The following is a 25,442-nucleotide window of genomic DNA, read 5'->3' as shown; positions in this document are numbered from 1 at the left end:
GGACCGGCCGCAGCCATTGACGCCTCGTAGGAGCGCACCCGGGCGCGACGGGGCGTTCCCGGCAATGCCCGTCGCGCCCGGGTGCGCTCCTACCTGTTGCAGGCGTCGCGCGCGGCTTGCTCGGCCATCTGCGCGTCGAGCTGCCTGCGCAAGGCCGGGTCGGTGATCGGCGCGTCCGAGAGCAGCACCCTCACCCCATGTGCGGGCACCAGCGCCAGCAGCCGACGTTGCACCGGCACCTGCTCGCCACTCATCGCGTCGCGCCATGTGCCGGGCTGCAGAAAACGCGTCACCTCGATGTTCGCCGCCGCATCGCCCTTGTTGAGCAGCACCAACGCTGTCTGGCTGGTGCCCGCATGCTGATAGACCCGCAAAAACGCCGCATGATCCCCGCGTAGCAGCACATCCACCTGCACGCCGCGCTGCAATGCCGGGGTATCGCGACGCAGCCGCGCGATCTGCTGCAAAGGGCCGAAAATCGGGCTGTGCGGTGCAGTGCGGATGCGCTCGGCACCGAAGTAATTGCGGTTGCCGGCATGTTCGGCACGGCCACGCATGAAGCCGATTTCCGAGCCGTAATAAATCACCGGAATACCGCGGGCGGTAAACAACCAGTTGTGGGCATCGATAAACCCATTATCGCTGGCATCCAGGCGCGCCATGTCGTGGTTGTCGTAGAAGCTCATCAACTCATAGGGATTTGCGTACGGCCCCTGACGCAGGAACAGCGGCGTTGCGAGTCTTTCGAAGCCGGCCTGCTCATGACCGAACACCGCAGCAAGTTGCTGTTTCAGCGGAAAATCCAACACACTGACACCTGCGTTGCGCGCCCAGGTATGGCCGGCAATCTTGTTGGCGTCGTAATCGAAGGCTTCGCCGAACATGAAAAACCCAGGGCGTTTTTCACGCATACGCGCAACGAAGGCATGCCAGAAACGATCCGGCATCCAGCCGATGGTGTCGATGCGGAACGCGTCGGCGCCCTGCTCCATCCACTGCAGATAGGCACCAGACAGATAATCCAGCACCGCCGGATTGTTTTCATTGAGGTCGGACAACTCCGCCAGACCGCCGCCGGTGTTGTAAAAGGCATGCAACCGGTTGTGCTGCGGATCCAGCTGTGCAGGCGGAAGATTCTGATGGTCGGCGACCAGGCGACCCTGCGCATCGTAGATCTTGCCGAAACCCGGCTGCGCCTGCGGCATGGTGTAAGCCGGCGAACCATGGTTGCCGACGATATCCAGCACCACCTTCAGCTTGCTGGCGTGCATCGCGTGGGTGAAGCCAGCGAAATCCAGGCCCGGGCTGGGAAGATGCTCGTCGAGCTTGTAGAAGTTGACGCCCCAATAGCCGTGATAGCCGGTCTTGCCATGGTCGCTGAGCGTGCTACCGCAGGTAATCGGTTTGCCGCCGGTAAATGCTTCGTCGGGGTTGTCGACAATCGGGGTAATCCACACCGCGCCGAAGCCCATGTCGCGGATGTAATCGGCATGCTCGACGATGCCTTTGAAGTCGCCACCGAGATAGCCGATGTTGTCATCGCTGCCATCGGCGCACGGCGTGGGAACGTCAAACGTGCGATGCGCCCCGCCCTGGTCGCGATGGTCGTTGCCGGTGTCGCCATTGACGAAGCGGTCGGTCACCACGAAGTACACCGCCTCGGCCGCAAACGGCTCCAAGGTGCCGTAATAGTCCTTGGCTGCGGGCGTCGCCATTGCCGCGCCTGCGCACATCGTCAACGCCACATACATCCCACTGCGCATCACTGCCCTCCCGAGGCCACTGGAACCCGCACCACGCACACGCCCGCGATCAACAGGCTGAGCCCGCCGATGGCCAACGCATAGATCGGCTGGCCGCCCAACCAGACGCGCAGCACGAAGCCCAATGCGCTGGCGGCGACCAACTGCGGAATCACGATAAAGAAATTGAAGAGACCCATGTACACGCCCATCTTGGCGGCGGGCACGCTGTCGGATAGCAAGGCGTACGGCAGCGACAGGATGGAGGCCCAGGCGAAGCCGACGCCCAGCATCGACAGCAGCAGCCAGTGCGGGTCGCGGATGACCAGCATCGACAGCAGACCGACTGCGCCCAGCCACAGATTGCACAGGTGGCTCCAGCGCAGGCCGATTGCACGCACTAGCAGCGGAATCACCATGGCGGCCAAGGCAGCGAATCCGTTGTAAGCGCCGAACAACACGCCAACCCAATTTGCCCCATCGTTATAGGCCGCCGACGCGGTGTCGCTCGCACCAAAATGCACTTGCGTCACCGCGGCAGTGGTGTAGATCCACATCGCAAACAACGCAAACCACGAGAAGAACTGCACCCAGGAAAGACGGCGCATGGTCATCGGCATGCTGCGCATGTCCTGCACGATCGCCACCAGCATGCTGCGCGCAGGCAACACGTGCGCCAATGCCAGCAAGAGCCCGTAGGCGATACACAAACCGGCCAGCACATACAGCATGCGATCGCCATGCTGCCAGGCGATCGCCACGGCGAGCAGCACGCCCAGGCCGCACCACAGCACGCTCGCCGCAGACGACGGCGCCGCGCCGGTGCTTGCCGCAACCGCGACCGGCGGATGCGCATCATCGAAGCGTGCAAGCTGCTCGGGGCTGTACTCGCGCGTCCGCAGCACGGTCCAGCTAATCGACAGGAACAACACCGCTGCGCCGAGATAAAAGGCATAGCGCACGCTATCGGGCAACTGGCCGGGTGCTGCCGTGTTGGCAATGCCCCAATGGGTCAGCAGCCAGGGCAGAACGCTCGCCACGATCGCACCGATGCCGATGAAGAAGCGTTGCATCGCATAGCCGGCCGGCCGCTGCGACGGCGGTAATTGGTCGCCGACCAAGGCGCGGAAGGGCTCCATCGAGATATTGATCGATGCATCCAGCACCCACAGCGTGCCGGCGGCAACCCAGAGCATTGACGCGTTCGGCATCACCAGCAAGGCGAGCGTGGTGAAGACAGCACCCACCATGAAATACGGACGCCTGCGGCCCCACGGGGTCCAGGTGCGGTCGGACAGGTAACCGATGATGGGTTGCACGATCAAACCAGTCAGCGGTGCAGCAATCCACAAGCCGGGCACGTCGTCAACCTGCGCGCCCAGGGTCTGAAAGATGCGGCTAGCATTGGCATTTTGCAGTGCGAAGCCGAACTGGATGCCCAGAAAGCCGAAGCACATGTTCCAGATCTGCCAGAAGCTCAAACGTGGCTTGGTGGTCATGGCGCGGCTTCCATATGTGTGGCGGGCCCGACCAACAGCGCGTTGACCTGCGCAGCATTGACCACGCCATCGCGACCGCCACGGCCGCCGTTGTACTGCGCGAAGTGCGCCAGCGCGCTCATGTTGAAGCCATCCTCCAGCCGGAACGTGCACGCCTGCCCCGCCAACGCCTCGAAAGTGACCTGCGTGGACAACTGCTCGCCCACGCTATGCGGCATCACGACGACCTGCGATTGCGCAGGTTTCCCCGGGCACTCCAACACCAGCCGTTTCACTGCGGCGGTGACGCCGGTGTTGATCGGGCCGTTATCGTTGCGATAACGCAGCGATACCCGATGCAGACCTGCGCGTGCTGGGCGCCAGCTCCAGCGTTGGGCGCCCTGCAATTGCTGCAGTGGGCCGAGCGTCAACGACGGGCTATGCAGCGACTCCAGACCATCGAGCCGCCGGGTCAGGCTGAGCACATGCAGCAGGCCATCATCGGGCAGATCCCAGTGCGAACTGGCGTCGAGTGCGCGGCCATCCAGATACAGCGTAGTACCGGCCGGAATCCTGATGCGATACGTTTTGCCGCGTTGTTGCGCGACCGGCGCCTGCGGCGTCTGTGGTGCGAAGACCTGCGGCGGTTGCGGTGGCGGCGTCAGCTCGGCGTTCTGCCCAACCAGCTGCACCAGCGTGGTTTGCCCCTGCTGTTGGACGTGTCTGGCCACCAGAAGGTCGCCAGCGTCGCTTGTCGGGCGCTGCAGCACATAGCGACGTGCGCCCTGCTCCAGCACGATTTGCTCGCGCTCACCAAACAACAAAGGCAGCAAAGACCGCGGCAGCTTCGGCTGCACGCGGCCATCTGCCGACAGCCCGAATACACCTTCCAGCACTGCAGAGAGATAGCCGGCCACCGACCACAGCTGACGTGGCGAATTCACCACCGGTCCGCTACGTGCGCCCTCTTCCACATGCACCGCAAGGCGCTGCATTTCGTAGTTTTCCATGTTGGAGCCCGCCAACGCGCTACCGCGCATCAGCGATTGCAGCTCCAGCGCGATGCGCGGCGCATCATCCAGCCTGCGTGCGGCGCGTAGCGCATAGGCGCTGACGAACGGCCAGACCGCACGGTTGTGGTAGATCGGCTGCTCAGCCTCCTGCGGCCACACCACCGGGCTGCCACCGGCGACCATCGGATAATTGCGCAGCGCAACGCGTGCCCGCTGCGGCGGAAAGACATCGGCCAGCACGCCCAGCGACAGCCCGAGCAGATCCGCTTTGGCATAGCGCACCGGATGCGCTGCGTTGCCGAGATAGCTTGCATACTGGCTGTTGCGCGCATCCCAGAACCGCGTATCGATGGTTTGGCCGAGCGCTTCGGCCCACTGCGCGTACTGCGCGGCGCGCGCATCACCATGCTGACGCGCCAACTTTTCGGCCAGCCGTAGCGCCTGATAATGCAGCACGTTGGTGGAGAGTGCAAAGGACTCGGCAATGAAGCGCACGTCCTCGCGCGTCCATTCCGGGTAGGTCTGTTCGCGCCAGTCAAGGAACGAGGTTTCGCCGCGGTAGAGGCCGATCTGTGTATCGAAAACGGCGTCGCGATCCTGCGCGATCGTCGCCTGCAGCGCCTGCCACACCTCTTCGGCAAACGGCTTGTCGTCCAGCAGGCCGCGTGCAGCCAGGAACCACACCACACGGTCGCTGCTGATCGGCCAGCTGCCACCGGAGCCGGTGTCCTGCGCAACGAACAGCCCCGGCGTACGCCCATCGCGTGCGGCTGAGAGTTTGAAGCGCAATGCATTGCGCGTGCGCTCCGGCTCCAGCTGCGCCAACGCAAGATCGGCGGCAAAACTGACATCGCGCGTCCACACGTAAGGCCAACGTTCGCCGGTCTCGAAGCAGGTGCACGCTACCGGCTTGCCGTCGTTGAAGGCAGGGTCGCGGATGGCGTCGACGCGGTCGTCGGCCATGTCCTGCTGCGCCAGCGTGAACAGGGCATCGAATAGCGGGCTGGCGGTATGCGTGCGCATCGATTGTGCCGCGATGCGGCGTTCACCCTGCGGCCAACGCAACACAAAGCTGCCGTCGTCCAGCGCCTGCGCATGGGCGCGGCGCCCCTGAAATTCCAGCTCATCGGCCAATACCGGCGAGCTTGCCGCAACGCCCAGCGTTGCAGCCATGCAGATCATCTTCAGCATCGAAGCGGCGAGACAGCTTGCGCCGTCGGCCTTCCTCCCTCGTTGCACGCGTTGTGGTGCGCGGCACGGACGTGCCACGGTCGCGGCCCCTCCCAGGTGCCGTCCACCATGGTAGACGCGCACTCCGCTGTTCCACAGCACTGCATACGTATTCATGGCCTTCAGGCAACGCGCAGCACGGTGTATCCATTGCGGGCCACTGCATAGTCATTGCTTGCGCAACGGTCACCTTGGGAGGGGATATGCCGCTGACTTCACGTCGGGCGCGCTCGACACTGGGCGCCGCATGGATCGCCCAGCCGCTGGTTCTCATGCTGTTTGATGGCGCTGCGCCGCAGCTGCATGCCGAAGTCACCACCATCAGCGTGGCGTCGCCGAACAAGGTGCTACAGGTCAGTCTGGACGTGGATGGCGGCACGCTTACTACCGCGTGCAGCGTCTGGGCGAAGCAGTGATGCAGCGCTCGCGGCTGGGGTTCGCGCTGCGCGACGGCCGGCTGGACTGCGGCATGGTGGTACTCGCACAAGCACGCCAACGTCACGATGACACCTGGCAACAGCCCTGGGGCGAAACGCGGCTGGTGCGCAACCACTACAACGAATTGCGCGTCAGCCTGGGCGAGCGCGACGGTGCGCAGCGCACCTTCGACGTCATCTTCCGCGTCTACGACGACGGGCTTGGCCTGCGCTATCACTTCCCCCAGCACGCAGGATTGCGTGAGGCAATCATCGACGAAGAAGTGACCGAGTTCGCCATCGCGCAACCTGCCGATGCCTGGTGGATTCCCGCAGGCGAACCGATCCACTACGAATATCTGTATCGACACACGCCGTTGAATCAGGTCGCGCTGGCGCATACGCCGCTGACGCTGCGCACCGATGGCGGGCTGCACATCGCGCTGCACGAAGCCGCCCTGGTCGACTACACCGGCATGTGGCTACGCCGCACCGACGACCAGCGCCTGCGCGCGCAGCTGTCGCCGGCCGCCGAAGGCTGGAAGGTGCGCCGCAGCCTGCCCTTCGATACGCCATGGCGCACGCTGCAGATCGCCGATCAGGCGACCGGCCTGGTGAAATCCAACCTCAACCTCAACCTCAACAACCCAACGTGCTGGGCGAGGTGAGCTGGATCAAGCCGTCCAAGTACGTGGGTGTGTGGTGGTCGATGCACCTCAGCCAACAGACCTGGGCAACCGGACCGAAACACGCCGCAACCAGCGCGAATACCCAACGCTCCATCGACTTCCCCGCCGATCACGGTTTTCGCGGCGTGCTGGTCGAAGGCTGGAATCGCGGCTGGAACGGCGAATGGGTTGGCAACGGCGGCAGGTTCGATTTCACAAGGCCAACGCCCGATTTCGACCTGCCTGCACTGAGCAAATACGCCGCCGCCAAAGGCGTGCATCTGATCGGCCATCATGAAACGGGGTGCGCAGTGGACCATTACGAAAACCAGATCGCCGAGGCGATGGACCTGTATGCGCGCTTCGGCGTGGATTCGGTCAAGACCGGCTATGTCTGCGACGACGGCCAGGTGGAACGTCGTAACCCCGCGGGCGGCGCGCCGCTGCGCGAATGGCACGACGGGCAGTGGATGGCGCGTCACCACCTGCATGTGGTGCAGGAAGCGGCCGAGCGCCACCTCGCGGTCAATGCGCACGAGCCGATCAAGGACACTGGCCTGCGCCGCACCTATCCCAACTGGATCGCGCGCGAAGGCGCGCGTGGCATGGAATACAACGCCTGGGGGCAGCCGCCCAATCCGCCGGAACACGAGGTCAACCTTGTGTTTACGCGCCTGCTCGCCGGACCGATGGACTACACACCCGGCATCGTGAGCCTGAAAGGACGCAACGGGCAGCCAATTCCCAGCACCTTGGCACGCCAGCTAGCGCTGTACGTCACGCTCTACAGCCCAATCCAGATGGCCGCCGATCTGCCCGAGCATTATCTACAGCACCGCGACGCCTTCCGCTTCATCGAAGACGTGGCAGTGGACTGGGACCAGACCCGCGCATTGAATGGCGAAGTGGGCGATTACGTGACCATCGCGCGTAAGGATCGGCACAGCCGCGAGTGGTTCCTGGGCAGCATCACCGACGAACACGGCCGCCTGCTGCAGGTGCCGCTGGGCTTTCTCGAACCCGGCGTGCGCTACACGGCGCGATCTATCGCGATGGCGACGGCGCCGATTACCTGAGCAACCCATTCGCCTTCGCGCGCGAAGAACGCCAGGTCGGCAGCACCGACACCATGGAGTTACGCCTGGCCCCCGGTGGCGGGCAGGCCATCCGCTTCGTACCGATGGATGCCAAGCGTTGAGCGATGCGGAGCATTCATCGCCATGGATTGCATCTGGCCGCAAGTCCCATCGCCGTCGATCCGTATCGCACCGATGGGCGCTCGGCAGCGCCAGCTTCGTGCGCTGGAGATGCCGTGTGGAATCGATTTCATTGCCGTTGCGCGGGTTGAATACGTATGCAGCAGCCGTTTGCATGCGAGTGCGGTGTCTACCATACGTTGCAGTCGTGACGTCCGTCCGGGCGTGCGACGCATGACATCCAGGCGTTTGCCGGATCAAAAAATCAAAGAACAACATGTACCTGGGAGGGGAAAATGTTGAAGCACAAGCGCTCTGCGCTGAGTATCGCCCTGGCCGTTGCCATGGCACCGACGCTGGCTGCTGCGCAGTCGGCAACGCCTGCACAAGCCACCGGCCCCGAACACACCGCATCCGAACAAGCAAACGGCGCGGTCACCGAGTTGGACAAGGTCCAGGTCACCGGCCTGCGGCGCGCGATCGAAGGCGCCATTTCGGTCAAGCGCGACTCCACCTCCATCGTGGAAGCCATTTCGGCCGAAGACATCGGCCGCCTGCCCGACGTCAGCATCGCCGAATCGCTTGCGCGCCTGCCTGGCCTGGCCGCGCAGCGGGTGGCCGGTCGCGCGCAGGTCATCAGCGTGCGCGGCCTGTCGCCGGACTTTTCCACCACCCTGCTCAATGGCCGCGAAGTGGTCAGCACCGGCGATAACCGCAGCGTGGAATTCGACCAGTATCCGTCCGAGCTGGTCAGCGGCGTCACCGTCTACAAGACCCCGGACGCCGGCCTGGTAGGCCAGGGTCTGTCGGGCACCGTCGACATGCAGACCGCGCGCCCGCTGAGCTACAACGAGCGCGTAATCGCCATCGGTGGCCGCTACCAGCGCAATTCGCTGGGCAAGGCCGCCAATGTCGACCCCTACGGCAACCGCTTCAATGTCAGCTACATCGACCAGTTCGCCGACCGCACCATCGGCCTGACCATCGGCTACGCCCACACCGAGATGCCGATCCAGGAGAACCAGGTGGGTTTGTACGAACCCTGGCAGCCAGTCAACGCACAGCGCCAGCGCCCCGGCGTCGCCGACGGCGTGTATTTCTCCGACGGCATCAAGGCACTGCGCCGCACCGGCAACCAGAAGCGCGACGGCGTCATGGCCACGCTGCAGTATCGCCCGTCCAATGCCTGGACCAGCACGCTCGATGCGTTCCATACCGAAGCCGAGCAGATCGACACCGCCAACCAGTTCGAGCTCAACCTGAGCAACTACAACGGTGGTTACACGCCCCGCTTGAATATCAGCAACGTGCGCGTCAACGATAGCAACACCTTCATCGGCGGCGATGCCAGCGGCGTCTATCCGTTGGTACGCGGCATGTACAACAAGCGCGAAGACAAGATCGACGCCTTCGGCTGGAATAACGAAATCACCGCCGGTGCGGTCAAGATCGTTGCCGACCTGAACTACTCCAAGGCCACCCGCGACGAACTGAACCTGGAGAACAACCTCCAGCGGGCGCCCATGCCGCAACTGGACACGGTAGGAGTGTCGGTCGCCGGCAACGGCTTCTCGCAGTTGGCGCCGGGGATGAATTATTCCAATCCCGATGCGTTGTTCCTCACCAACACCATTTACGGCTCCGGTTACGGCAAGGTGCCGCGTGTGGAAGACGTGCTCAAGGGCGCGCGCCTGCAGGCCAGCTTCCCGATGCCCGAAGCACTGAGCTGGTTCTCGGACCTGGATGTCGGCATCAACTACGCCAATCGCGAAAAGCAGAAGACCCAGCCGGAAGGCAACATCACCCTCGGTGCGCAGGGTGAGGCCACGGTGGCAGCGGATCTGCAATACGCACCGGTCAATCTCGGCTTCGCCGGTCTCGGCTCCCTGCCTGCCTGGAATGTACCGGCCACCGTGTCGCGCTACATGCTGTTCAACCCCAGCGACGATGCCTCGTTCCTGGTGTCCAAGGCCTGGACTGTGGAAGAGAAGATCACCACCGCCTGGCTGCGCGCCAACATCGATACGCAATGGGGCGAAGTGGGTGTGCGCGGCAATATCGGCCTACAGCTGCAGAGCGCCGATCAGTCCTCGCAGGCTAATTACTGGGATGCCTCGCAGCCGGCCGGTAGTGAAGTGCGCCCGATCGACGACGGCAAGACCTACCGCGACTGGCTGCCCAGCTTGAACCTGGCTTTCCAGCTCCCGTATGAGCAGACGCTGCGTTTCGCGATGGCCAAGCAAGTCGCACGTCCGCGCGTGGATCAACTGCGTGCCTCGCTGGAATTTGGTGTCGACACCTCCACCGGCCGCCCCGGAGCCAGCGGTGGCAATCCCATGCTCGACCCATGGCGCGCCAATGCCTTGGATATTTCTTACGAGAAATACTTCGCTGACCGTGCGTATGTGGCCGCTGCGTTCTTCTACAAGGACCTCAAGAGCTACATCTATACCCAGAGCCGCGACAACTACGATTTCTCTGCATTGGTCGCCGGCTACGTGCCGCCACCGGGTTCCGCGCCCGTCCTGACCACCGGTACCTTCAGCGCTCCGTTCAACGGCAAGGGCGGCACCCTACGTGGCGTCGAACTCACCGCCTCGCTGCCACTGGATCTGATCTTCGCCCCGTTGGAAGGCTTCGGCATCCAGGCCAGTGCCACCTTCAACGACAGCGACGTCAAGATCCGTGACCCGGAAAGCGCGTCCAGCGTGGGCGACGGTGAAATCAGCCTGCCCGGTTTGTCCAAGCGCGTCTACAACCTGACCGCCTACTACGAGCACAAGGGCTTCGAAGCACGCGTCAGCCAGCGTCGGCGCTCGGACTTCATCGGCGAAATCGGCAACTTCAACGGCAACCGCACGCTGCGCTACGTGGTCGGCGAAAACATCACCGACGCACAGATCAGCTACAACTTCGGCGAAGCCAGCAGCCTGTCCGGCCTGACCCTGCTGCTGCAGGCCAGCAACCTCAGCAACTCGCCGTATCGCACCTATGCAGAAACCAAGGACCGTCCGCTCGAATACATCGAATGGGGCCGCACCTTTGTGCTGGGTGTGAACTACAGGTTCTGAGTAGCTGGCATCACCACGTGCGTGAGACGCAGCGCCTGAAGCGCCAGCAAGATCTGGGCTGAGTGTCGTAGCCCAGATTCGCCTGCCACATTGGAAGGCGAACGACACACCGCAAGGCCCAGCGATCACACGCTGCAGCAAGACAAGCCCGTCTCTCACCGGGAGAGGGGTTGGGGTAAGGTTGCGGGACTGTCACTTCGGCACAGATCGCACAGAAGCGCCATTGAGATTGACATTGCTCTCGACAAAGTAAGCAACGCTCAGACAAGCAAACGCGTCACGCCGAACGACATTTCCATTTCGGCTACTGCATAAAAAAGACCCGCCGACATCAAACCGGCGAGTCTTTTTTTGAGTCTTAGCAACGAAATCAACGTCATGAAATCGTGCTGGCTAACTTGCGGCACATACACATCTGCCCTCACTCCCTAGACCAAAAATCACGCGGTGTAACACCGGCTTTCGTGCCGCGCGTCGCACGCATGCGCTTGGCACCACGCTCACAAAGGCAGCAAGGCGTTTTCAACGAAGGATCGTACCGAGTCGCCCACAGCCGTAACACCGCAAGCCAGCTGACGGACCGGGAGGCCCATCAGAAGCCTGTCAGGTCCTGATGACGCCTGCCACTCAACAATGAGATGGAATGCCACGCCAGCGCTTATCGAACGATCTAGCGCCCAAGACGATCGGCGTGAAAAAAAACGGAGCGGCATCGCAAAGAATGCGGCCCCGCTTGCAAAACCCTCTCAATCCTACACCGAGAGGTTTCAGCTGCCCGTAGTCAGCCACGACCTACCGCAGCAACAACCGCGTGCCCGGCCAGCCGCAGGTGTCCGCCCTCCATCGCCCCACGTTCGACACCAGGCACATCGACCTGCTCCCACTCGCCGGCAGGCAAGACCAGGTCGGCAGGGTCGGCGGACAGATTGAAGGCCAACAGCATGACCTGACCCAGATGCGTGCGCCGGAACATCAGCACCGGTTCGGCCGTGTCGTAGAAAGCGATGGATCCCTCGCGCAGCGACGGCATTTCCTTGCGCCAGGCAAGAAACGCACGTACTGCGCTCAGCACGGAATGCGCATCAGTCTGCTGCACGCTCACCGCAGCAGCACGATGCGGCTCCGCCAGTGGCAACCACGGCTTGCCACTGGTGAATCCAGCCGATGGCGCATCGGTCCAAGGCATCGGCGTACGGCACCCATCGCGCCCCTTGAAGGTTGGCCAGAACGTGATGCCGTAAGGGTCCCGCAGATCCTCGAATGCAACCTCCGCCTCGCCCAGCCCAAGTTCCTCGCCCTGATACAGACAGATCGAACCACGCAACGAACACAGCAGCGCCACCACCATCCGCGCAAACGCCGGCGATGCATGCGCGCCGCCCCAGCGGGTGACCGCACGCACCACATCGTGGTTGGAAATCGCCCAACACGGCCACCCCTCGAGCATGGTGGCCTCAAGCCGGCTCACCGTCTCGCGGATATAGGCCGCGCTGTAGTCCTGCACCAGCAACTCGAAGCTGTAGCCCATGTGCAAGCGGCCCTGGGCGGTGTACTCCGCGGTAGTCGCAAGCGAATCTTCCGACGAGATCTCGCCCAGGCTCACCGCGTTCGGGTAGCGATCCAGCAGCGCGCGCAAGCGCTCCAGGAACGCCAGGTTCTCCGGCCGGGTGTTGTTGAAGTAGTGGTACTGATACGCGTATGGATTGTCCGCACTGAAACCGCGCCCTACTCGCTTGTCCGCTGGCTTGGCCGGGTTATCGCGAAGCTGCGCATCATGGAAACAGAAGTTGATCGCGTCCAGCCGGAAACCGTCGACGCCACGGTCCAGCCAGAAGCGCACATTGTCCAAGGTCGCCCGCTGCACCTCGGCGCTGTGGAAATTCAGGTCCGGCTGGTCCACCAGGAAGTTATGCAGGTAGTACTGCTCACGCCGAGGCTCCCACTGCCAGGCCACCCCACCGAACAACGACATCCAGTTGTTCGGCGGCGTCCCGTCCTCGCGCGGATCGGCCCACACATACCAATCGGCCTTCGGATTGGCCCTGTCCTGCCGGCTCTCCTGGAACCACGCATGTGCGATAGACGTGTGGCTCAGCACCTGGTCGATCATCACCTTCAAGCCAAGGCTATGCGCCTTGTCGAGTAGCCGATCGAAATCGGCCAGCGTCCCGAACAGCGGATCCACCGCACAGTAGTCCGCGATGTCATAGCCGAAATCGGCCATCGGCGACTTGAAGAACGGCGAGATCCAGATCGCATCCACGCCCAACCCTGCGATGTAGTCGAGCTTGGCGATGATGCCCGGCAGATCGCCCACCCCATCGCCATTGGAATCGAGAAAACTACGCGGATAGATCTGATAGATGACGGCCCCGCGCCACCATGGTGTCTGCGACATGTACGCCCCTCCCGGGCCACTGCTGACAGCCAAGGCGGCCGCCAATCAAAGGCATTAGCCTAGCGGCCTAGCGCATCAAAGGTGAGCGCGTGCATACGTATTCATTGTTCTTGCCGATAGATCGCTGGTTACCAATAACCGATCGCGGAAGCAGCCTCTTTTGCCACTGCCAGCTTCCCATATTTTAGTACTATTAAAATGAGAGGGCGAAGATTAACGACGTCTTTACCACGTTAGGCCCTCACAAATTGAAAAAATCGGTCTCTGAACTTGAGGCAGCATCCATAGAACAGTCGATCGGCAGCAAATCTATAATGATCACATGCTTCGGATACCTAGGCTGCAGCTTCAACGCACCGGCCACCATGGGCAAGCGACAAAATCTTATGCAAACCAGCGCCGACCCATATGAGTGGTAGACCGGATCAAATCAAGAAATCATGCGTTATCTTCGACGCTATCCTTGTTAGACTTTCGCTTACCAGAACCCTTACGGTTCGCATAAAAATCCTCAAGCCATTGCTCCGGTGCGAGTTGATCAATGCTCACGCCTAACTGACCTGCTTTACGCGACAGGACATGATTCATAATCTCAATATTGTCAGTCGAAGAAGAAATAACGGAGAGCGCATCATCCATTCCACGCAAATTGAGCTGACATACGGCTGAAGCATGTCCTTGCTTGACCAAGAAGCAGCGAGACCGCTCGTCCAATGAGACTACAACCTGATACTCGGCATCAGTAAGCTTGAGTCCTTCGATATAATCATCACGACTGGCGTTTGGATTAGGCAGCAAAATCATGGTTGCGGTCTGCTCGATCAGCGCCGCGGCAATATCGCTGGCCAGAGCATCCTCTGGACTTTGGGTAGCAAAGATACCTAAGCCATTCTGTTTACGGATGGTTTTCTGTTTGTTTTTGGCAAACTCTTTCAACCCCCCCTTACCGTCCAGAATTTTCCAGAACTCGTCCATGACATATATTAAGGGGCGCCCATCTATTAGCGCTTCCAATCGATGAAGCAGATAATTAATTACAGGTACGCGCACTTCGGCGTTATCAATTACATCAGTGTAGTCGAAGCCGATGATCGAAGCACGTGTTAAATCAATTGTGTCTACCGGATTATCGAAGACCCAACCTAACGAGTTACCAGCAGTCCAGCGGCGCAAGCGAGCATATAACCCATCATCACCCATATTGGGCAAGCTCTTCCTAAAGTTACTCATACTGCGCAAGTGCATTGGAGTATCCAACATGCCTTCTACCGCACGATAAATATCCTCCTCCTCCCGCGAGCTGTATTCAGGCTTGCCACCCAAAACCTTGATCAGCTCTGCCAGAAACTGCGTATTAGCCTCGTTGCGCTCACATTGAAAAGGATTAAAACCAGTCGGAGCGCCGTTCTCTAAAGCCAGATAGTTACCGCCACAAGCACGAACGAAAATCTCTGCACCACGGTCTTTATCGAAGAAAAAGATCGTCGGTACTGGATCAAACTTCTGCACCTGGCTCAGCAGAAAATTAATAAGCGCGGTCTTACCGGTGCCGGACTTACCAATTACCATTGTATTAGCAATCGCCTTCTCCCCAAGCGAATTTTCAGCGGGATGAGTAGCGTGAAAGTTAAAGTAATATGGTTGACCATTTGTGGTCTGCAGCGTGGTGACACAATCACCCCAAGGATTGTTGTGCTGTTTGCCCTGAGCAAAATTATGCAGCGGCGAAAGACCGAGAAAATTAAGCGAACTAAGGTTGGCAATGCGCGTACGGAAACGCCAGTTACCAGGTAGTTGAGCATAAAATGAAGAGGCGATCGCCAGGTCTTCTTTGGAGGAAACGAAACCAGCGTTAGAGAGCTCTGCTCTTGTAGTTGCAATCTGCCTTGCAAGTTTTTCCTGACTATCGGCATAGACTGCAAGAGTGAAGTGGTACTCACCTAAAACGAAATTACCAGACGCCACATCATCCATCGCCAAATCCAAGTCGCGGATTTGACTAGAAGATTTGTCACCCGACGAAATCATCATTCCTTTCGTACGCTCAAGCACCTTCAGGGCATCATGCCGGCCTACTGGACTAAAGGAATGCGTGATCACATACTCGAAGTCCAAGTACTTTAGGCCATTAAGAATACCAGGGTATGTGCCATCGGCATACTCTTTAACATTAAGGATCGCACCAAAGTGATTGATACCGTCTGGCGTGCGAATCACAAAGTCACCGGTCTTATTAGCAAACATGTGCTTACTGACCGGCAAATAAGCCGAGACTGGCGCCTGCAAAACCGGCACAGGCTCATCAATTCTATTCAAGAGATAACCAAGAAACTCAAGGCTTTCCGAGAAGACAATGCCATTTTTAGCTTCGTACATACTCAGGCGATAGGGAGAGTAATCCTTCAACACCGCCTCAACGTTTGTAGCAAGCTCAATCACTTTGGCAATGGCCTGCTCTTCTTCCACTCTGATCTTATTAGGATCTCCAGACTTTTCAACCAAGCGTTTTCCGCTGAGAACGGGACGATATATCATGCTGAAATACAACTCGTTCTGCATGATTTTCTGCCCCGACAAAGCCGCATAATACTCATCGGATAATGCTTGGTTGAAAGATTGCTTGAACCGACTGGAGTCGTTAATTTTGCGCCTACGGCGAACGTCATGCACCCAAAACGCTACATTTGCGAAATCTGGCGCACGCAGCGTCTGCACCAATCGATTAAAAGTGTTGTGGCGTTGCTCAAGCTCGAACTCATCCCGACCGACAAAAGGTAGACCAGCCAGATGCCAGATCAACAAATAATCGCCACCCGTCGTCTTCAGAACAGAAGGAGCGACATGGGTAGAGACCGAGACAAATTCACTGATCGGGCTATCTGGGCTAAACATTTTATTACCAGGTTAAGAAGAGAGCGTCGCAAGGATTTGATAAGGCCAAATACCCACCCCCCTGCGATTTATGCAGATGGGGTGGGTATTTGATGACTTTTACTGACGTTTTCCGGGAGGATTTCTACGATATTCGTTAGGACTAAACACCCACATTCCAGAGTAACGTTGCACATTACGAACACGCATGCGGAACAGTAAGCGCAGCCCCATCAATCTAAAAATCATTTCGTCCCGCCTCGCCATTTGCCGCATCACAAAGATAATGACAGGAATAGTCAGCAGGTACCAAAAGTTAATGTACATTCCCAGCAACAGCCCTCCACCGGCGCCAATGAAGAATGGGATATAAGGCACTCCCAAAAACATGGCCGGTCGAGTACAGCCGCGGAAAAGGACGTCTTTATGCATAGTATTGAATGAACTGGATTAGAGCCGTGGCCGCATCCCCTTTACAAGTATTGCTTCCGCGGTCGCCGATGATCATGTTAGCAACTTGCCCCGCAGCACCGATAAGCACACCACCAATCAAAATTGGGGAAACTTCGGAAATACGCTTATGAGCGAATGCAATTTGATAGCCTGCAACAATTACAGCAATCGTCACCACAGCCACAGAACCCATGGTAAGTAAGCTGTTTACGTTCCCTAAGAAACCACAAACCTTAGTATCCGTATTGGCCAATTGATTACTCTGAGCAAAGGTGCCACCGGCCACAAGCAGTGCAGATGTAAAAACCAGGGCCTTCAATGCCTGCATGCCGATCATCTTTGCATCGGCTGCTGCCTTTTTGTCGATTTCTAACTTCATTTTCATCTCCTTTAGAGCGGGGGGTCTATCAGCCCATCCTAGGCAGATTATCCATCCTGGTTAAAAAACAAACGCGGTATCGACCTGCTGATTTTTAGGAGGCGGCTGCGCCGGCGCTACACTCGCTGGCGCTTGGTTTGTCGCTGTAGAAGCTTGCCGTACGCCAGCAGGTACAGCCACACCTCTGCCTTGCCCTGCCGCTTTAACCACATAAAGTACGTCATCGGCTGGAGGGGTCGGAGACGCTGATGGCCCCTGACCTATTGGCATGGGTGATGTGATCATAGGACCCTGCTGTGAAGCCTGTGTCTGCACAGGATTTGCAATGTCTCGAATCCGTCGAGCCACGACAGCATCTGCCAACTCGGTGACAGCCTGTTGCAGAGGCTTTTCTGCACGTATCTTAATTGTTCGATTTGGAATTACCGCAATAGGCTCAACACCCGAAGACCCAACTGACTCCCGGATGGACGCATAGATCTTCTGCACATACCCGTGTTTGAAACCGGTCTCAAAGTTACCAGAATAGTAACAACTAAAAGATTTACCCCAGTTTGCACCGGAACGTGAGTGGCACTCGGCCAAAATCTTGGAGGCGGCCACTAGATTAGGACACTTAGCAAACGCCATTTCGTAGCTAGTTAAACCGTACTTTTGCAGGTTGTAACGATTGACTTGACCAAGGCCCAGTGAAAAATTATAGCCTCTCTGTTCCAACATCTTGGCTGTGGCTACAGCTTCCTCAAGACCCCGCGGTTCGCGCGCCAGACGACCACCGACAACACCGATGGCATATGGATTACGCGAAGACTCAACGCGGACGACATGCTGCATAACTTCTCCGGGCACGGCAAGTCCAGTGCAGCCCATCAACTCCATGCCAGGCAGCATTACCCTCTCCTCCAGGCTAGATCGACATCAATCATTGGGAGCAATTCAACCACCACGCAACGTTCTCACAGGATCGAAATCGATTCCAGTGATAAAACGGCGCCCGGCGTGCGCCTTGATATGCACTACGATATCGATGGTCATACGTAACAAACGCTTGATTACCTCAAACTCCAGCCCGGAACCCTCGTTCGAGGCTTTCACCATAAGCGCTAGTTGGTCCCAAGTTTGCTCAACGCTACCAGCGTGACAACTCGTAATCGAACCAGGATGGCCGGATGCACAGTTTCTAATGAAGTAGAATGACTCATCGCCACGCAATTCCGCCAAAATGATCCGGTCAGGCTTCATACGCAAACAGGCCTCCATGCAGCTCTTAGCCGTTACATTACTCGCACTCTGCCCCCCCTTCGAGTAAAGAAGATGCACTGAGTTAGGCTGGCTGATGAACAGTTCCCGGGCATCTTCGATAGTGACTAAACGTTCTTCATTTGGAATGTGATTCACAAGAGCTTTCATGAAAGTGGTCTTTCCGCTGCCGGTCGCACCGGCTACGACGACGTTCTTCTTATAAAGCACTGCTTTCTTAAAAAACTCGGAATAGTTTTTATTGCGACGCAAGTCAAGCAATTCGCGATCATGCTCGCTTACATCAGCAGCTTCCTCAAGCACCTGATCAAAAAAACCGTCACTGGAGTACTGCTCAAGCGTCTTCGTGTGCTTAGAAGGCAAGCGAATCGTGATCGAGACCTTACCGGCATCGCAGGCAGGCGGAATTACGAACTGCGCACGCTGACCTGTCGGAAATGTCAAAGAAACTACGGGATCAGCATCGGTGATGCGCTGACCAGTGTTACTCTCGTTCACGACCGCAGTGCAAAACTGCCGAGCGCGATCAAAGGTTAGCGAGGGAACCTCCATCCGCTGCCAACCATTGACCGTCTCAAGATATAACTCGCCTGGACGATTGATGCAAATCTCCGTAACTTCGGGCGAGTTTAGATAATCCAGAATGCCAAGTACAGAATACTGGTAATCCAGGAAATCATTTGAAATTCGCGCGGTTGGAGAATCATCAATCGTCATTGCGCTCACTTTGGCAGCACCGCTGAGAAATCAACATCTTTTGCGACATACACGTTCAAAACCGTACCTTGATTGATCGTCAGCGTTGCTGGGCGACGGCCGGACTTCTCCACCGCCTGCTCAGCAAGCTGTTGCATCGTACGGGCCGTATTACTCTCAAATGGTTGCTGAGTCACTATGCCAGAGCCTACGCCAATCGTAGTGGTTTCAGGACCGTATTCCGCTGCAGCATATTTAAATGCATCACTCAGAAGACTTATAAATAAAGCTGAAGCGATTTTGTTACCCCAATGAGCATTATATTGACCAGGGTGACCGGAGCTGCCTAACGTATCGATACCAGGGCCGACAAGGGTTACATCCAGACCAGTCGGAGTAGTAACTCGATCCCAGACGACCTGTAGACGCCGAGTACTTGGCTCCCCTGCGCCGTATTCACCCAACATCTTGGAGCCTTTGGGCAACAACAGATTATGTCCATTGATCGAATAGACAGGTTCGGTGACGATACAGGAGGTATAGCCGCCAAAGTCGGAAAGTATCCTTGTCTCCAGCACGCAGCGGATATAGGTACCGCGAACCAGTAAACCATCAGGGTTACTAATTGGCTTAGCCAACGTCACCTGTTCATCACGCGGACTTGCAGCTTGTGCTTCGGGCTGCCCAGGAATACCGGCGATACCCGAACTATCCGGATTAGCAGACTGCTGCTCAGCAAGAATACGCCGCTCAAGGAGCGTCGGAGCCCTTGGACGTTCGGCAACTGGTGCTGTAGTTTCAATCTCATCTGGTGGCATTGGTGGCAATGGCGGCATACTAGGCGATTGCGTTAGAGGTACCGGCGCCGCTTCTACTGGCGTAGTCATGTTTTGAGGGAGCGCAGGCGCAACGACTGTTTCAGTTCGCGGCTTCACTGGCGCTGTCTCACCAGATCCCTGTTTTACCAGCCAAAATATCGCCAGAAGAAGCAAGCCAGCAACTAGCGCAAGAAAAACCAACGCCTTGCGATTTAATCGTTTGATGTCATTGGAACGCAACACGGGTTCATTTGCGTCCAAATTCGGCTCGGCACCCTCTTGCTGGCGCACGAAGTAGGGATTGCTGCGCTCATCATATTGACTACGGGCTTGATCGCCATCACGGTTGTCGTGAGAACGCTCATCAGGACTGTTTGGAATGTTCGAGTTCACTTTTGCTTGTTCCTTCGCAGACCGACGACATTATCGCCGTGACGAACCACCAGGAAAGGATAAGTCCCATGAACGATCAAAGTATTACCTTCGACGGTCGTATTCACAAGAAAGTCCTCGCTATGCTCTTTTTCCCTGGCAAAGACTGCGGGAAAATTTCCTGACGGAAAACGCGTCAAATCCATATTAATATAAGTGAATTTTCCATCATCATATACACGACTTGGAATCAGCCAAGACTTTTTACTTCGAGTCGAGTAGTCATAATCATAGTAGTACCTTCGATCCTTGAGGATTTTGGCACTCAGCAGCGGCCCCTTCTTTGCAGCATCAGCATCTTCGACGTTATTAAAGCTTGTGTCTTTTGGGTAAGAAAAGACAACTTTATATTGAACACCCGCCTGCTTAGCTTGCTCAAGCCGCTGCCAATCTGTAGCTACAACCTTCAACTCTAAAATGTAAGAGTGCGTGGCCGTACGAATCATCATATTCGTATCGACATCAACATTCTTGGGCTTTAAATAAAAAACGTTTTCACGCCGGGTAAGCTCCCAGCCTCCGGAAAACCCTGTACTGTAGTCCAGAATCTTCTCGTTTGGACTGAGCTCAATCTGGGTTGTAATACCTAAACCTGTACGAACTTGATAAATTTGATTAGGAGCGTATTCATACTCTTGCACGACCTGAGCGTTCACCGAAGTCATACAGAAGGGAAATATTAGTGCTGCAGTCAATACAGCCCCATAGATTTTAGAGGGTTTCATCGACCGCTTGCTCCTTTGACATTATTCGGCATCCCTTGATATTGGATCGCGGGCTGCGCCTGAGGTTGGCTCGCCGGCTGCACTTGGTTGGAATATGCTGGCGGCACCTGCTGGACAGCCCCTCCCTGTTGATTAAGAACGCCCTGTTGGGCTGCCCCCCCCGCGCCAGCCGCGTTTGGATCTACTACGCCGGGTGCAGTTTGTTGCGGAGACGCAATCTGTGGCGCAACTTGGGCTTGTGGGCTAACCGAAGAGGGTGCCGCAGGTAATGACGAATAATCATTATCCACACGATAATCTGTGACTCGAAATCCCAGCGGATTTTCCACTCGAAGGGCATCACTCATCTCAAGATTATCTTGATAGATAAAACCCATTGTAGCGATTTTGTTATCTAAGAACGCGGACGAAGCCGAGGCTTTGTCATACACATTTCGTTGAAAACGCACGGTGGCGCCAGTGTAAGGCTTACCACTTCCTCCTATAAGTGCAATACTGAGAATATTGACTCGGATAGCACGAGAGGTGCCGTAAGTATTAAATGGCCTGGCTGGGTTATTTCCAGCATGTAGCCCGCGATATTCGCCAAGAACGTTACCTGTGGCCATGGCAACGACGGTGTTCCAGTCCCGATCACCTATCGTCGAGGCATCAAACGACTCACGCGATGTAATAAAACGTGCAACGTTGCTACGCGCTAATGCTTCGCTGGTACTGACCGTGCGCCCACCAAAATTCGCTTCAAGCTTGGCGATGGTGCTGGTACCGGAATACGCGTCCGCCATGACCAGATATGGCACTTTTTCCTTCAGCGGCAGCATGTAGTAGTAGCCACCCGCCGTCATGACGGTGACCAGCATCGACAGGGTCGCCACGATCCAGGCACGCTTTTCGCTGCGGCGTGCGAGGTCGGCAATGCTGACCTCGTAATTCACCGCTCTTTGAACGGCCGCACCCACTTGGGCCGAACCGTCCTTTTCACTGACCTTCTTACGCAACATGTCTAGATCCGTCACCGTGGGGCCTTGTCAGGCCTGAAACTATCGCCGCAACGCGTCGCGGGCATTTGAGAAGGCAGTCCTTAAGGCTTTGCGCCAGACGACACCGGCACCGGCTGGACGAGCAACTTGTTGGCAGACACCGACACCGAAACTCCCTGGGCTGCGTACACGGCACTCAACTCGGTGGCGGCCTGCTGGACGCTGGTCGTGCTGATTGCAGAAACCGGCCCGATCAAGGTGTAGTCCGACGGCAAGTTATAGGACAACTGCATGTTGGAATCCGCGGCCCAGCGCTCCAACATGGTCTTCAGCGTGCCGTCCATCGGCGTGGCCTGATACGTGTACGAGGTATAGAGCGGGATCTCGGTTGGTGCCTCGTCAAAGTGGTTGACGTGCTTCCAACGACCACCAAAGTCAGGAGCAGGCTTGGTCGCGCAAGCGCCTACCAATGCTGCAGCCACTAGCACCAACGACAGCTTGGACACATACATCGGATTCACTCTGACTTCTCCAACTCATGAAATTTTGGGCTTACACCGGACAGCACTAGGCCTCCGCACACCATCAGGTACCGGAGGAAAATTTTTTTCGTTGATGGCCCACTCACAGTCCCGCAAGCCACTGAATCACCCCAGTTGGCAATGCTCGCTGCTGATGAAAAAGAAGACATTGACAAACCATCCATAGCCCTACTCCAGTACGGCCCCGTCCAGCGCCGCTCCCCTGTACAAAATCCATCTACCCTGCCAATTCTTGATAACTTTGCCCTTAACGAGCAGATCCGTCAAGAATTACAGCCCTTAGTCCGCACACCAGGTGCGGCATACATCACAATTTTATCGTAAGCGTTTTCACTTCGGTCTTCGGCAGGAGGCGAGCAGTGAAGTAACGGTCTTCGTAGTAGCGGATCTTGTCGCACTTCACCGGGTGCGGGATCCCCTCGTAGAGGAACACCTCCTTCTCGTTGCCCATGGCCTTGAGCTCCTGCGGCAACATCAGCGCCCGACGCTCCTCTGACACGCTATGCGTGGTCTCACGCCCCCGGGTGACATTCTTCTTCTTGATGGTGGTATAGCCCAGCATCTCGGAGTAGTCGTTGGCGTCCTGCTGTTCGCGTGGCGCATAGAGGATCTGCAGGGCGTGGTTGGTGATGATGGTGCGCGACAGATCTTTGCCATAGGTCGCATCCAGCTGCGCCATGCTCTGGATGATGGGCAGCAGGCGGATGTTGTAGCCAGCCATATAGGCGACCGCGGTCGCGATGATGTCCACCCTACCGATCGAGGTGAATTCGTCCATCAGCAACAGGCACTGGTATTTGAGCTCCGGGTTGGACTTGGGCAGTTCGCGGGTATTGAGGTTGATGATCTGACTGAAGAGCAGATTGATGATCAGGCGGCTTTCGGCCAGCTTGTTCGGCTGGATGCCGATGTAGATGGTCATCTTCTTCTTGCGTAGATCCGTGAGCAGGAAGTCGTCCGCACTGGTGGCGGCGTCCAGCACCGGGTTGATCCACGCATTGAGCGGCTCCTTCAAGGTGCCCATGATCGAGGCGAACGTCTCATCCGCCTGGGACAGCATGTTGGCAAAGGCCGACTTGGCATTGCTGCTGAGGAACCGTCGCTCGGACAGCGACTTCAGATATTTCTTGAGATCGGTACCGTCACCCGAGGACAGGCGATAAATCCCGCCCAGCGTGGGCGCCCCTGCCCCGCCTGGGAAGCCGAGCGACAGCTCCTCGTCCCAGTTTTCGAACAGGTACAAAGCGAACGCCATGAAGGCGTTGCGCGCCTGGCTCACCCAGAATTTCTGGTCGTCCGACCCATCCGGATACAACATCGCCGCAATGCTCATCAAATCCGAAACGCGGAACGCGGAGTCGTTCGACACATAGGTCAACGGGTTCCAGCGATGGGTGCGACGGTCTTCGGCAAACGGGTTGAAGAGGAAGACCTCGTGGCCCTGACTGGCACGCCACCCGCTGGTCAGGTCAAAGTTCTCCTGCTTGATGTCCAGGACGACGATCGACTCTTGATACTCCAACAGATTGGGGATGACGACGCCGACACCCTTACCCGAACGGGTTGGTGCAGCAAGAATCACGAATTGCTGGCCGCTCAATCGCACCAGCTTGCCGTTGAACTTGCCGACGACAATGCCGTTTCCGCTGGGCTTGAACAGTCCATGCTTGGACAGGTCGGCGGCGCCGGCGAAGCGCGCATCGCCGTGCAGGGCGCGCGCCTTGGGCTTCACAACGAGCACGACGGTGATCGCCCAGACCAGTGCCGGCAGGCCGAATCCAAGCATGCCCGCACTCTTGATCTTGGTCGCGTAAGGCGCCACTTGGGGCAGCCCAAGCGCGCTGAAATAGCGGTAGTAGGTGTCCCACGCGTATAGACCGGTGTCGAGCCGCAACAACAGCAGCGTCAGATAGCCGGACAGGAAGTATCCAACGAGCAACGTCACCAGCGTGGCGATTGCGATGATCTTGGGTTTGGACATGCGCCCTTCTCCTTAGGCTTGCATCACGATGGCGGTCTAGCGACGCACGACGGGCTTATGGTCGACAAGATCGGACTTGCGCCCGCCACTCTCGCTTTCCACTAGCGAATCGATCCAGACCTTTGCCTGATCCAGGGACAGATCCGGCGTGATTCGCGTGCCCGCATCGGTCACAACCGCGTATGCCACGACTGCGTCGGGCGCATACACCTCATCGCGCGTGATGGCCACGACACGATACCCTCCCCTGGTCAGCACGGTGTGCTGATATTCGTCCATCGCCAGCCTTCCTTTCCGTCAGCGCGGTGGCGATGCTAAAGCAAGACGTGTGACGGTGAAAGCGGTTTCGGCGGACTGGGCTGCGGTGGATCGCGCTGGCCTGTCGAAGCACCACATTGAGGACTTATTTCCCACACACGAGGCACTTTCGGCCGCCTCCGGAGACGCGCATGAGCAGCGGGAGAGGTGGACCGCCTCCCGCCTTTGCGTGGGGAGACAGTGACAGCCTGGCAGCTGCGCTGATTGCGGCACGAAGGGCCCCGTCGCGCGGACAGCACTGACCCGTCATGGCGCTTGACTGACACCCCTTGGCCATCGATCAACCCATTTTCCCAAGATGAAGAGAGCAGCGACCGCAATTCACCCATCCGGTGCATGAGCACGGCACTGCTGGCATCCCCTATCCGCCGCTCAGCCGCGACACGTCCTTCGAAAAATATACAGGAGCACGATCGAGATTGCTCGGTCATCGCCGGTCACCTGAGCGGGAACGCTTAAACCGCAGCCAGCCAATTCCCGTGCTAGAGCGCAACTTCAGGCAGCACCACTGGTCAATACGCAACGCGCAGCGCAACGAAGCATGCGTGAGCGCAGCAAACTGGAGATTCGATTGCAGAAGGCCTCATCTAACGCATGCCAAAACCGCAGCAGCGTTTAGTTGAGATTATTTTGGCATCAGTGGCAGACGTCGCTGCCGATGTTGAAACCACTCAAGCCACGTTGCCATCTGGACTTAGAGTGGTGGGCGGTACAGGGTTCGAACCTGTGACCCCTACCATGTCAAGGTAGTGCTCTACCGCTGAGCTAACCGCCC

At 57.9% G+C, this 25,442-nt stretch carries 16 protein-coding genes, 1 tRNA gene and 1 pseudogene; 2 read left to right on the top strand and 16 right to left on the bottom strand.

What is annotated here, in order from left to right; translation table 11 throughout:
* Positions 1 to 89 precede the first annotated feature (89 nt).
* Genes M0D43_RS19650 through M0D43_RS19640 form a run of 3 tightly spaced genes read right to left on the bottom strand, consistent with a single transcriptional unit; the run spans position 90 to position 5,424 of the window.
* Complete coding sequence (locus tag M0D43_RS19650) at positions 90 to 1,715, bottom strand: alpha-amylase family glycosyl hydrolase (RefSeq protein WP_260807504.1); 1,626 nt, start codon at positions 1,713 to 1,715, stop codon at positions 90 to 92.
* A gap of 47 nt (positions 1,716 to 1,762) precedes the next feature.
* Complete coding sequence (locus tag M0D43_RS19645; protein WP_260807503.1) at positions 1,763 to 3,241, bottom strand: MFS transporter; 1,479 nt, start codon at positions 3,239 to 3,241, stop codon at positions 1,763 to 1,765.
* Positions 3,238 to 5,424: a glucosidase family protein gene (locus tag M0D43_RS19640; RefSeq protein WP_252162686.1), complete on the bottom strand. Its 2,187-nt coding sequence runs from the start codon at positions 5,422 to 5,424 to the stop codon at positions 3,238 to 3,240. The genes M0D43_RS19645 and M0D43_RS19640 overlap by 4 nt, the downstream gene beginning before the upstream one ends.
* A gap of 242 nt (positions 5,425 to 5,666) precedes the next feature.
* Between M0D43_RS19640 and M0D43_RS19635 the strand changes: the two are divergent.
* Together M0D43_RS19635 and M0D43_RS19630 are read left to right on the top strand one after the other, a co-directional pair.
* Positions 5,667 to 7,745: pseudogene (locus tag M0D43_RS19635) on the top strand (glycoside hydrolase family 97 protein).
* 294 nt (positions 7,746 to 8,039) lie between these two features.
* On the top strand, positions 8,040 to 10,814 hold the full coding sequence (locus M0D43_RS19630) for a TonB-dependent receptor (RefSeq protein WP_252162685.1): 2,775 nt from the start codon (positions 8,040 to 8,042) through the stop codon (positions 10,812 to 10,814).
* A 781-nt stretch (positions 10,815 to 11,595) separates the two neighbouring features.
* Here the strand turns inward: M0D43_RS19630 and M0D43_RS19625 are convergent.
* The 13 genes from M0D43_RS19625 to M0D43_RS19565 form a co-directional block, all read right to left on the bottom strand.
* Entirely contained in the window at positions 11,596 to 13,212 is a 1,617-nt protein-coding gene (locus M0D43_RS19625) for an alpha-glucosidase (protein ID WP_252162684.1), read from the bottom strand.
* 438 nt (positions 13,213 to 13,650) lie between these two features.
* A complete protein-coding gene (locus M0D43_RS19620; RefSeq protein ID WP_260807502.1) occupies positions 13,651 to 16,104 on the bottom strand; it encodes a VirB4 family type IV secretion/conjugal transfer ATPase in 2,454 nt (817 codons plus the stop codon).
* Positions 16,105 to 16,203: 99 nt separating this feature from the next.
* A complete protein-coding gene (locus tag M0D43_RS19615) occupies positions 16,204 to 16,515 on the bottom strand; it encodes a VirB3 family type IV secretion system protein (RefSeq protein ID WP_252162683.1) in 312 nt (103 codons plus the stop codon).
* On the bottom strand, positions 16,508 to 16,915 hold the full coding sequence (locus tag M0D43_RS19610) for a TrbC/VirB2 family protein (RefSeq protein WP_252162682.1): 408 nt from the start codon (positions 16,913 to 16,915) through the stop codon (positions 16,508 to 16,510). Before M0D43_RS19610 ends, M0D43_RS19615 begins: the two co-directional genes overlap by 8 nt.
* Positions 16,916 to 16,975: 60 nt before the next feature.
* Positions 16,976 to 17,794: a lytic transglycosylase domain-containing protein gene (locus M0D43_RS19605; protein WP_252165133.1), complete on the bottom strand. Its 819-nt coding sequence runs from the start codon at positions 17,792 to 17,794 to the stop codon at positions 16,976 to 16,978.
* A 57-nt stretch (positions 17,795 to 17,851) separates the two neighbouring features.
* Entirely contained in the window at positions 17,852 to 18,901 is a 1,050-nt protein-coding gene (gene virB11, locus M0D43_RS19600; protein ID WP_260807501.1) for a P-type DNA transfer ATPase VirB11, read from the bottom strand.
* The gene (locus M0D43_RS19595; RefSeq protein ID WP_313905038.1) at positions 18,898 to 20,082 is read right to left on the bottom strand and encodes a TraB/TrbI/VirB10 family type IV secretion system protein; all 1,185 of its coding nucleotides are present in this window, start codon (positions 20,080 to 20,082) and stop codon (positions 18,898 to 18,900) included. The genes virB11 and M0D43_RS19595 overlap by 4 nt, the downstream gene beginning before the upstream one ends.
* Entirely contained in the window at positions 20,079 to 20,846 is a 768-nt protein-coding gene (locus M0D43_RS19590; RefSeq protein WP_425510610.1) for a TrbG/VirB9 family P-type conjugative transfer protein, read from the bottom strand. Before M0D43_RS19590 ends, M0D43_RS19595 begins: the two co-directional genes overlap by 4 nt.
* Positions 20,843 to 21,847: a VirB8 family type IV secretion system protein gene (locus M0D43_RS19585; RefSeq protein ID WP_252162681.1), complete on the bottom strand. Its 1,005-nt coding sequence runs from the start codon at positions 21,845 to 21,847 to the stop codon at positions 20,843 to 20,845. The genes M0D43_RS19590 and M0D43_RS19585 overlap by 4 nt, the downstream gene beginning before the upstream one ends.
* An 80-nt stretch (positions 21,848 to 21,927) precedes the next feature.
* On the bottom strand, positions 21,928 to 22,338 hold the full coding sequence (locus M0D43_RS19580; RefSeq protein WP_101361402.1) for a TcpQ domain-containing protein: 411 nt from the start codon (positions 22,336 to 22,338) through the stop codon (positions 21,928 to 21,930).
* A 337-nt stretch (positions 22,339 to 22,675) separates the two neighbouring features.
* Positions 22,676 to 24,349 carry a type IV secretory system conjugative DNA transfer family protein gene (locus M0D43_RS19575; protein WP_252162679.1) on the bottom strand — a complete coding sequence of 558 codons (1,674 nt, stop codon included), beginning with the start codon at positions 24,347 to 24,349 and terminating at the stop codon, positions 22,676 to 22,678.
* Between the two features lie 36 nt (positions 24,350 to 24,385).
* A complete protein-coding gene (locus M0D43_RS19570) occupies positions 24,386 to 24,628 on the bottom strand; it encodes a hypothetical protein (RefSeq protein ID WP_078584021.1) in 243 nt (80 codons plus the stop codon).
* 739 nt (positions 24,629 to 25,367) lie between these two features.
* Positions 25,368 to 25,442, bottom strand: a tRNA-Val gene (locus tag M0D43_RS19565).

This window comes from Xanthomonas prunicola (assembly GCF_025266575.1).
GTDB lineage: Bacteria > Pseudomonadota > Gammaproteobacteria > Xanthomonadales > Xanthomonadaceae > Xanthomonas > Xanthomonas prunicola.
This window is presented reverse-complemented; position numbering and strand designations above follow the sequence as displayed.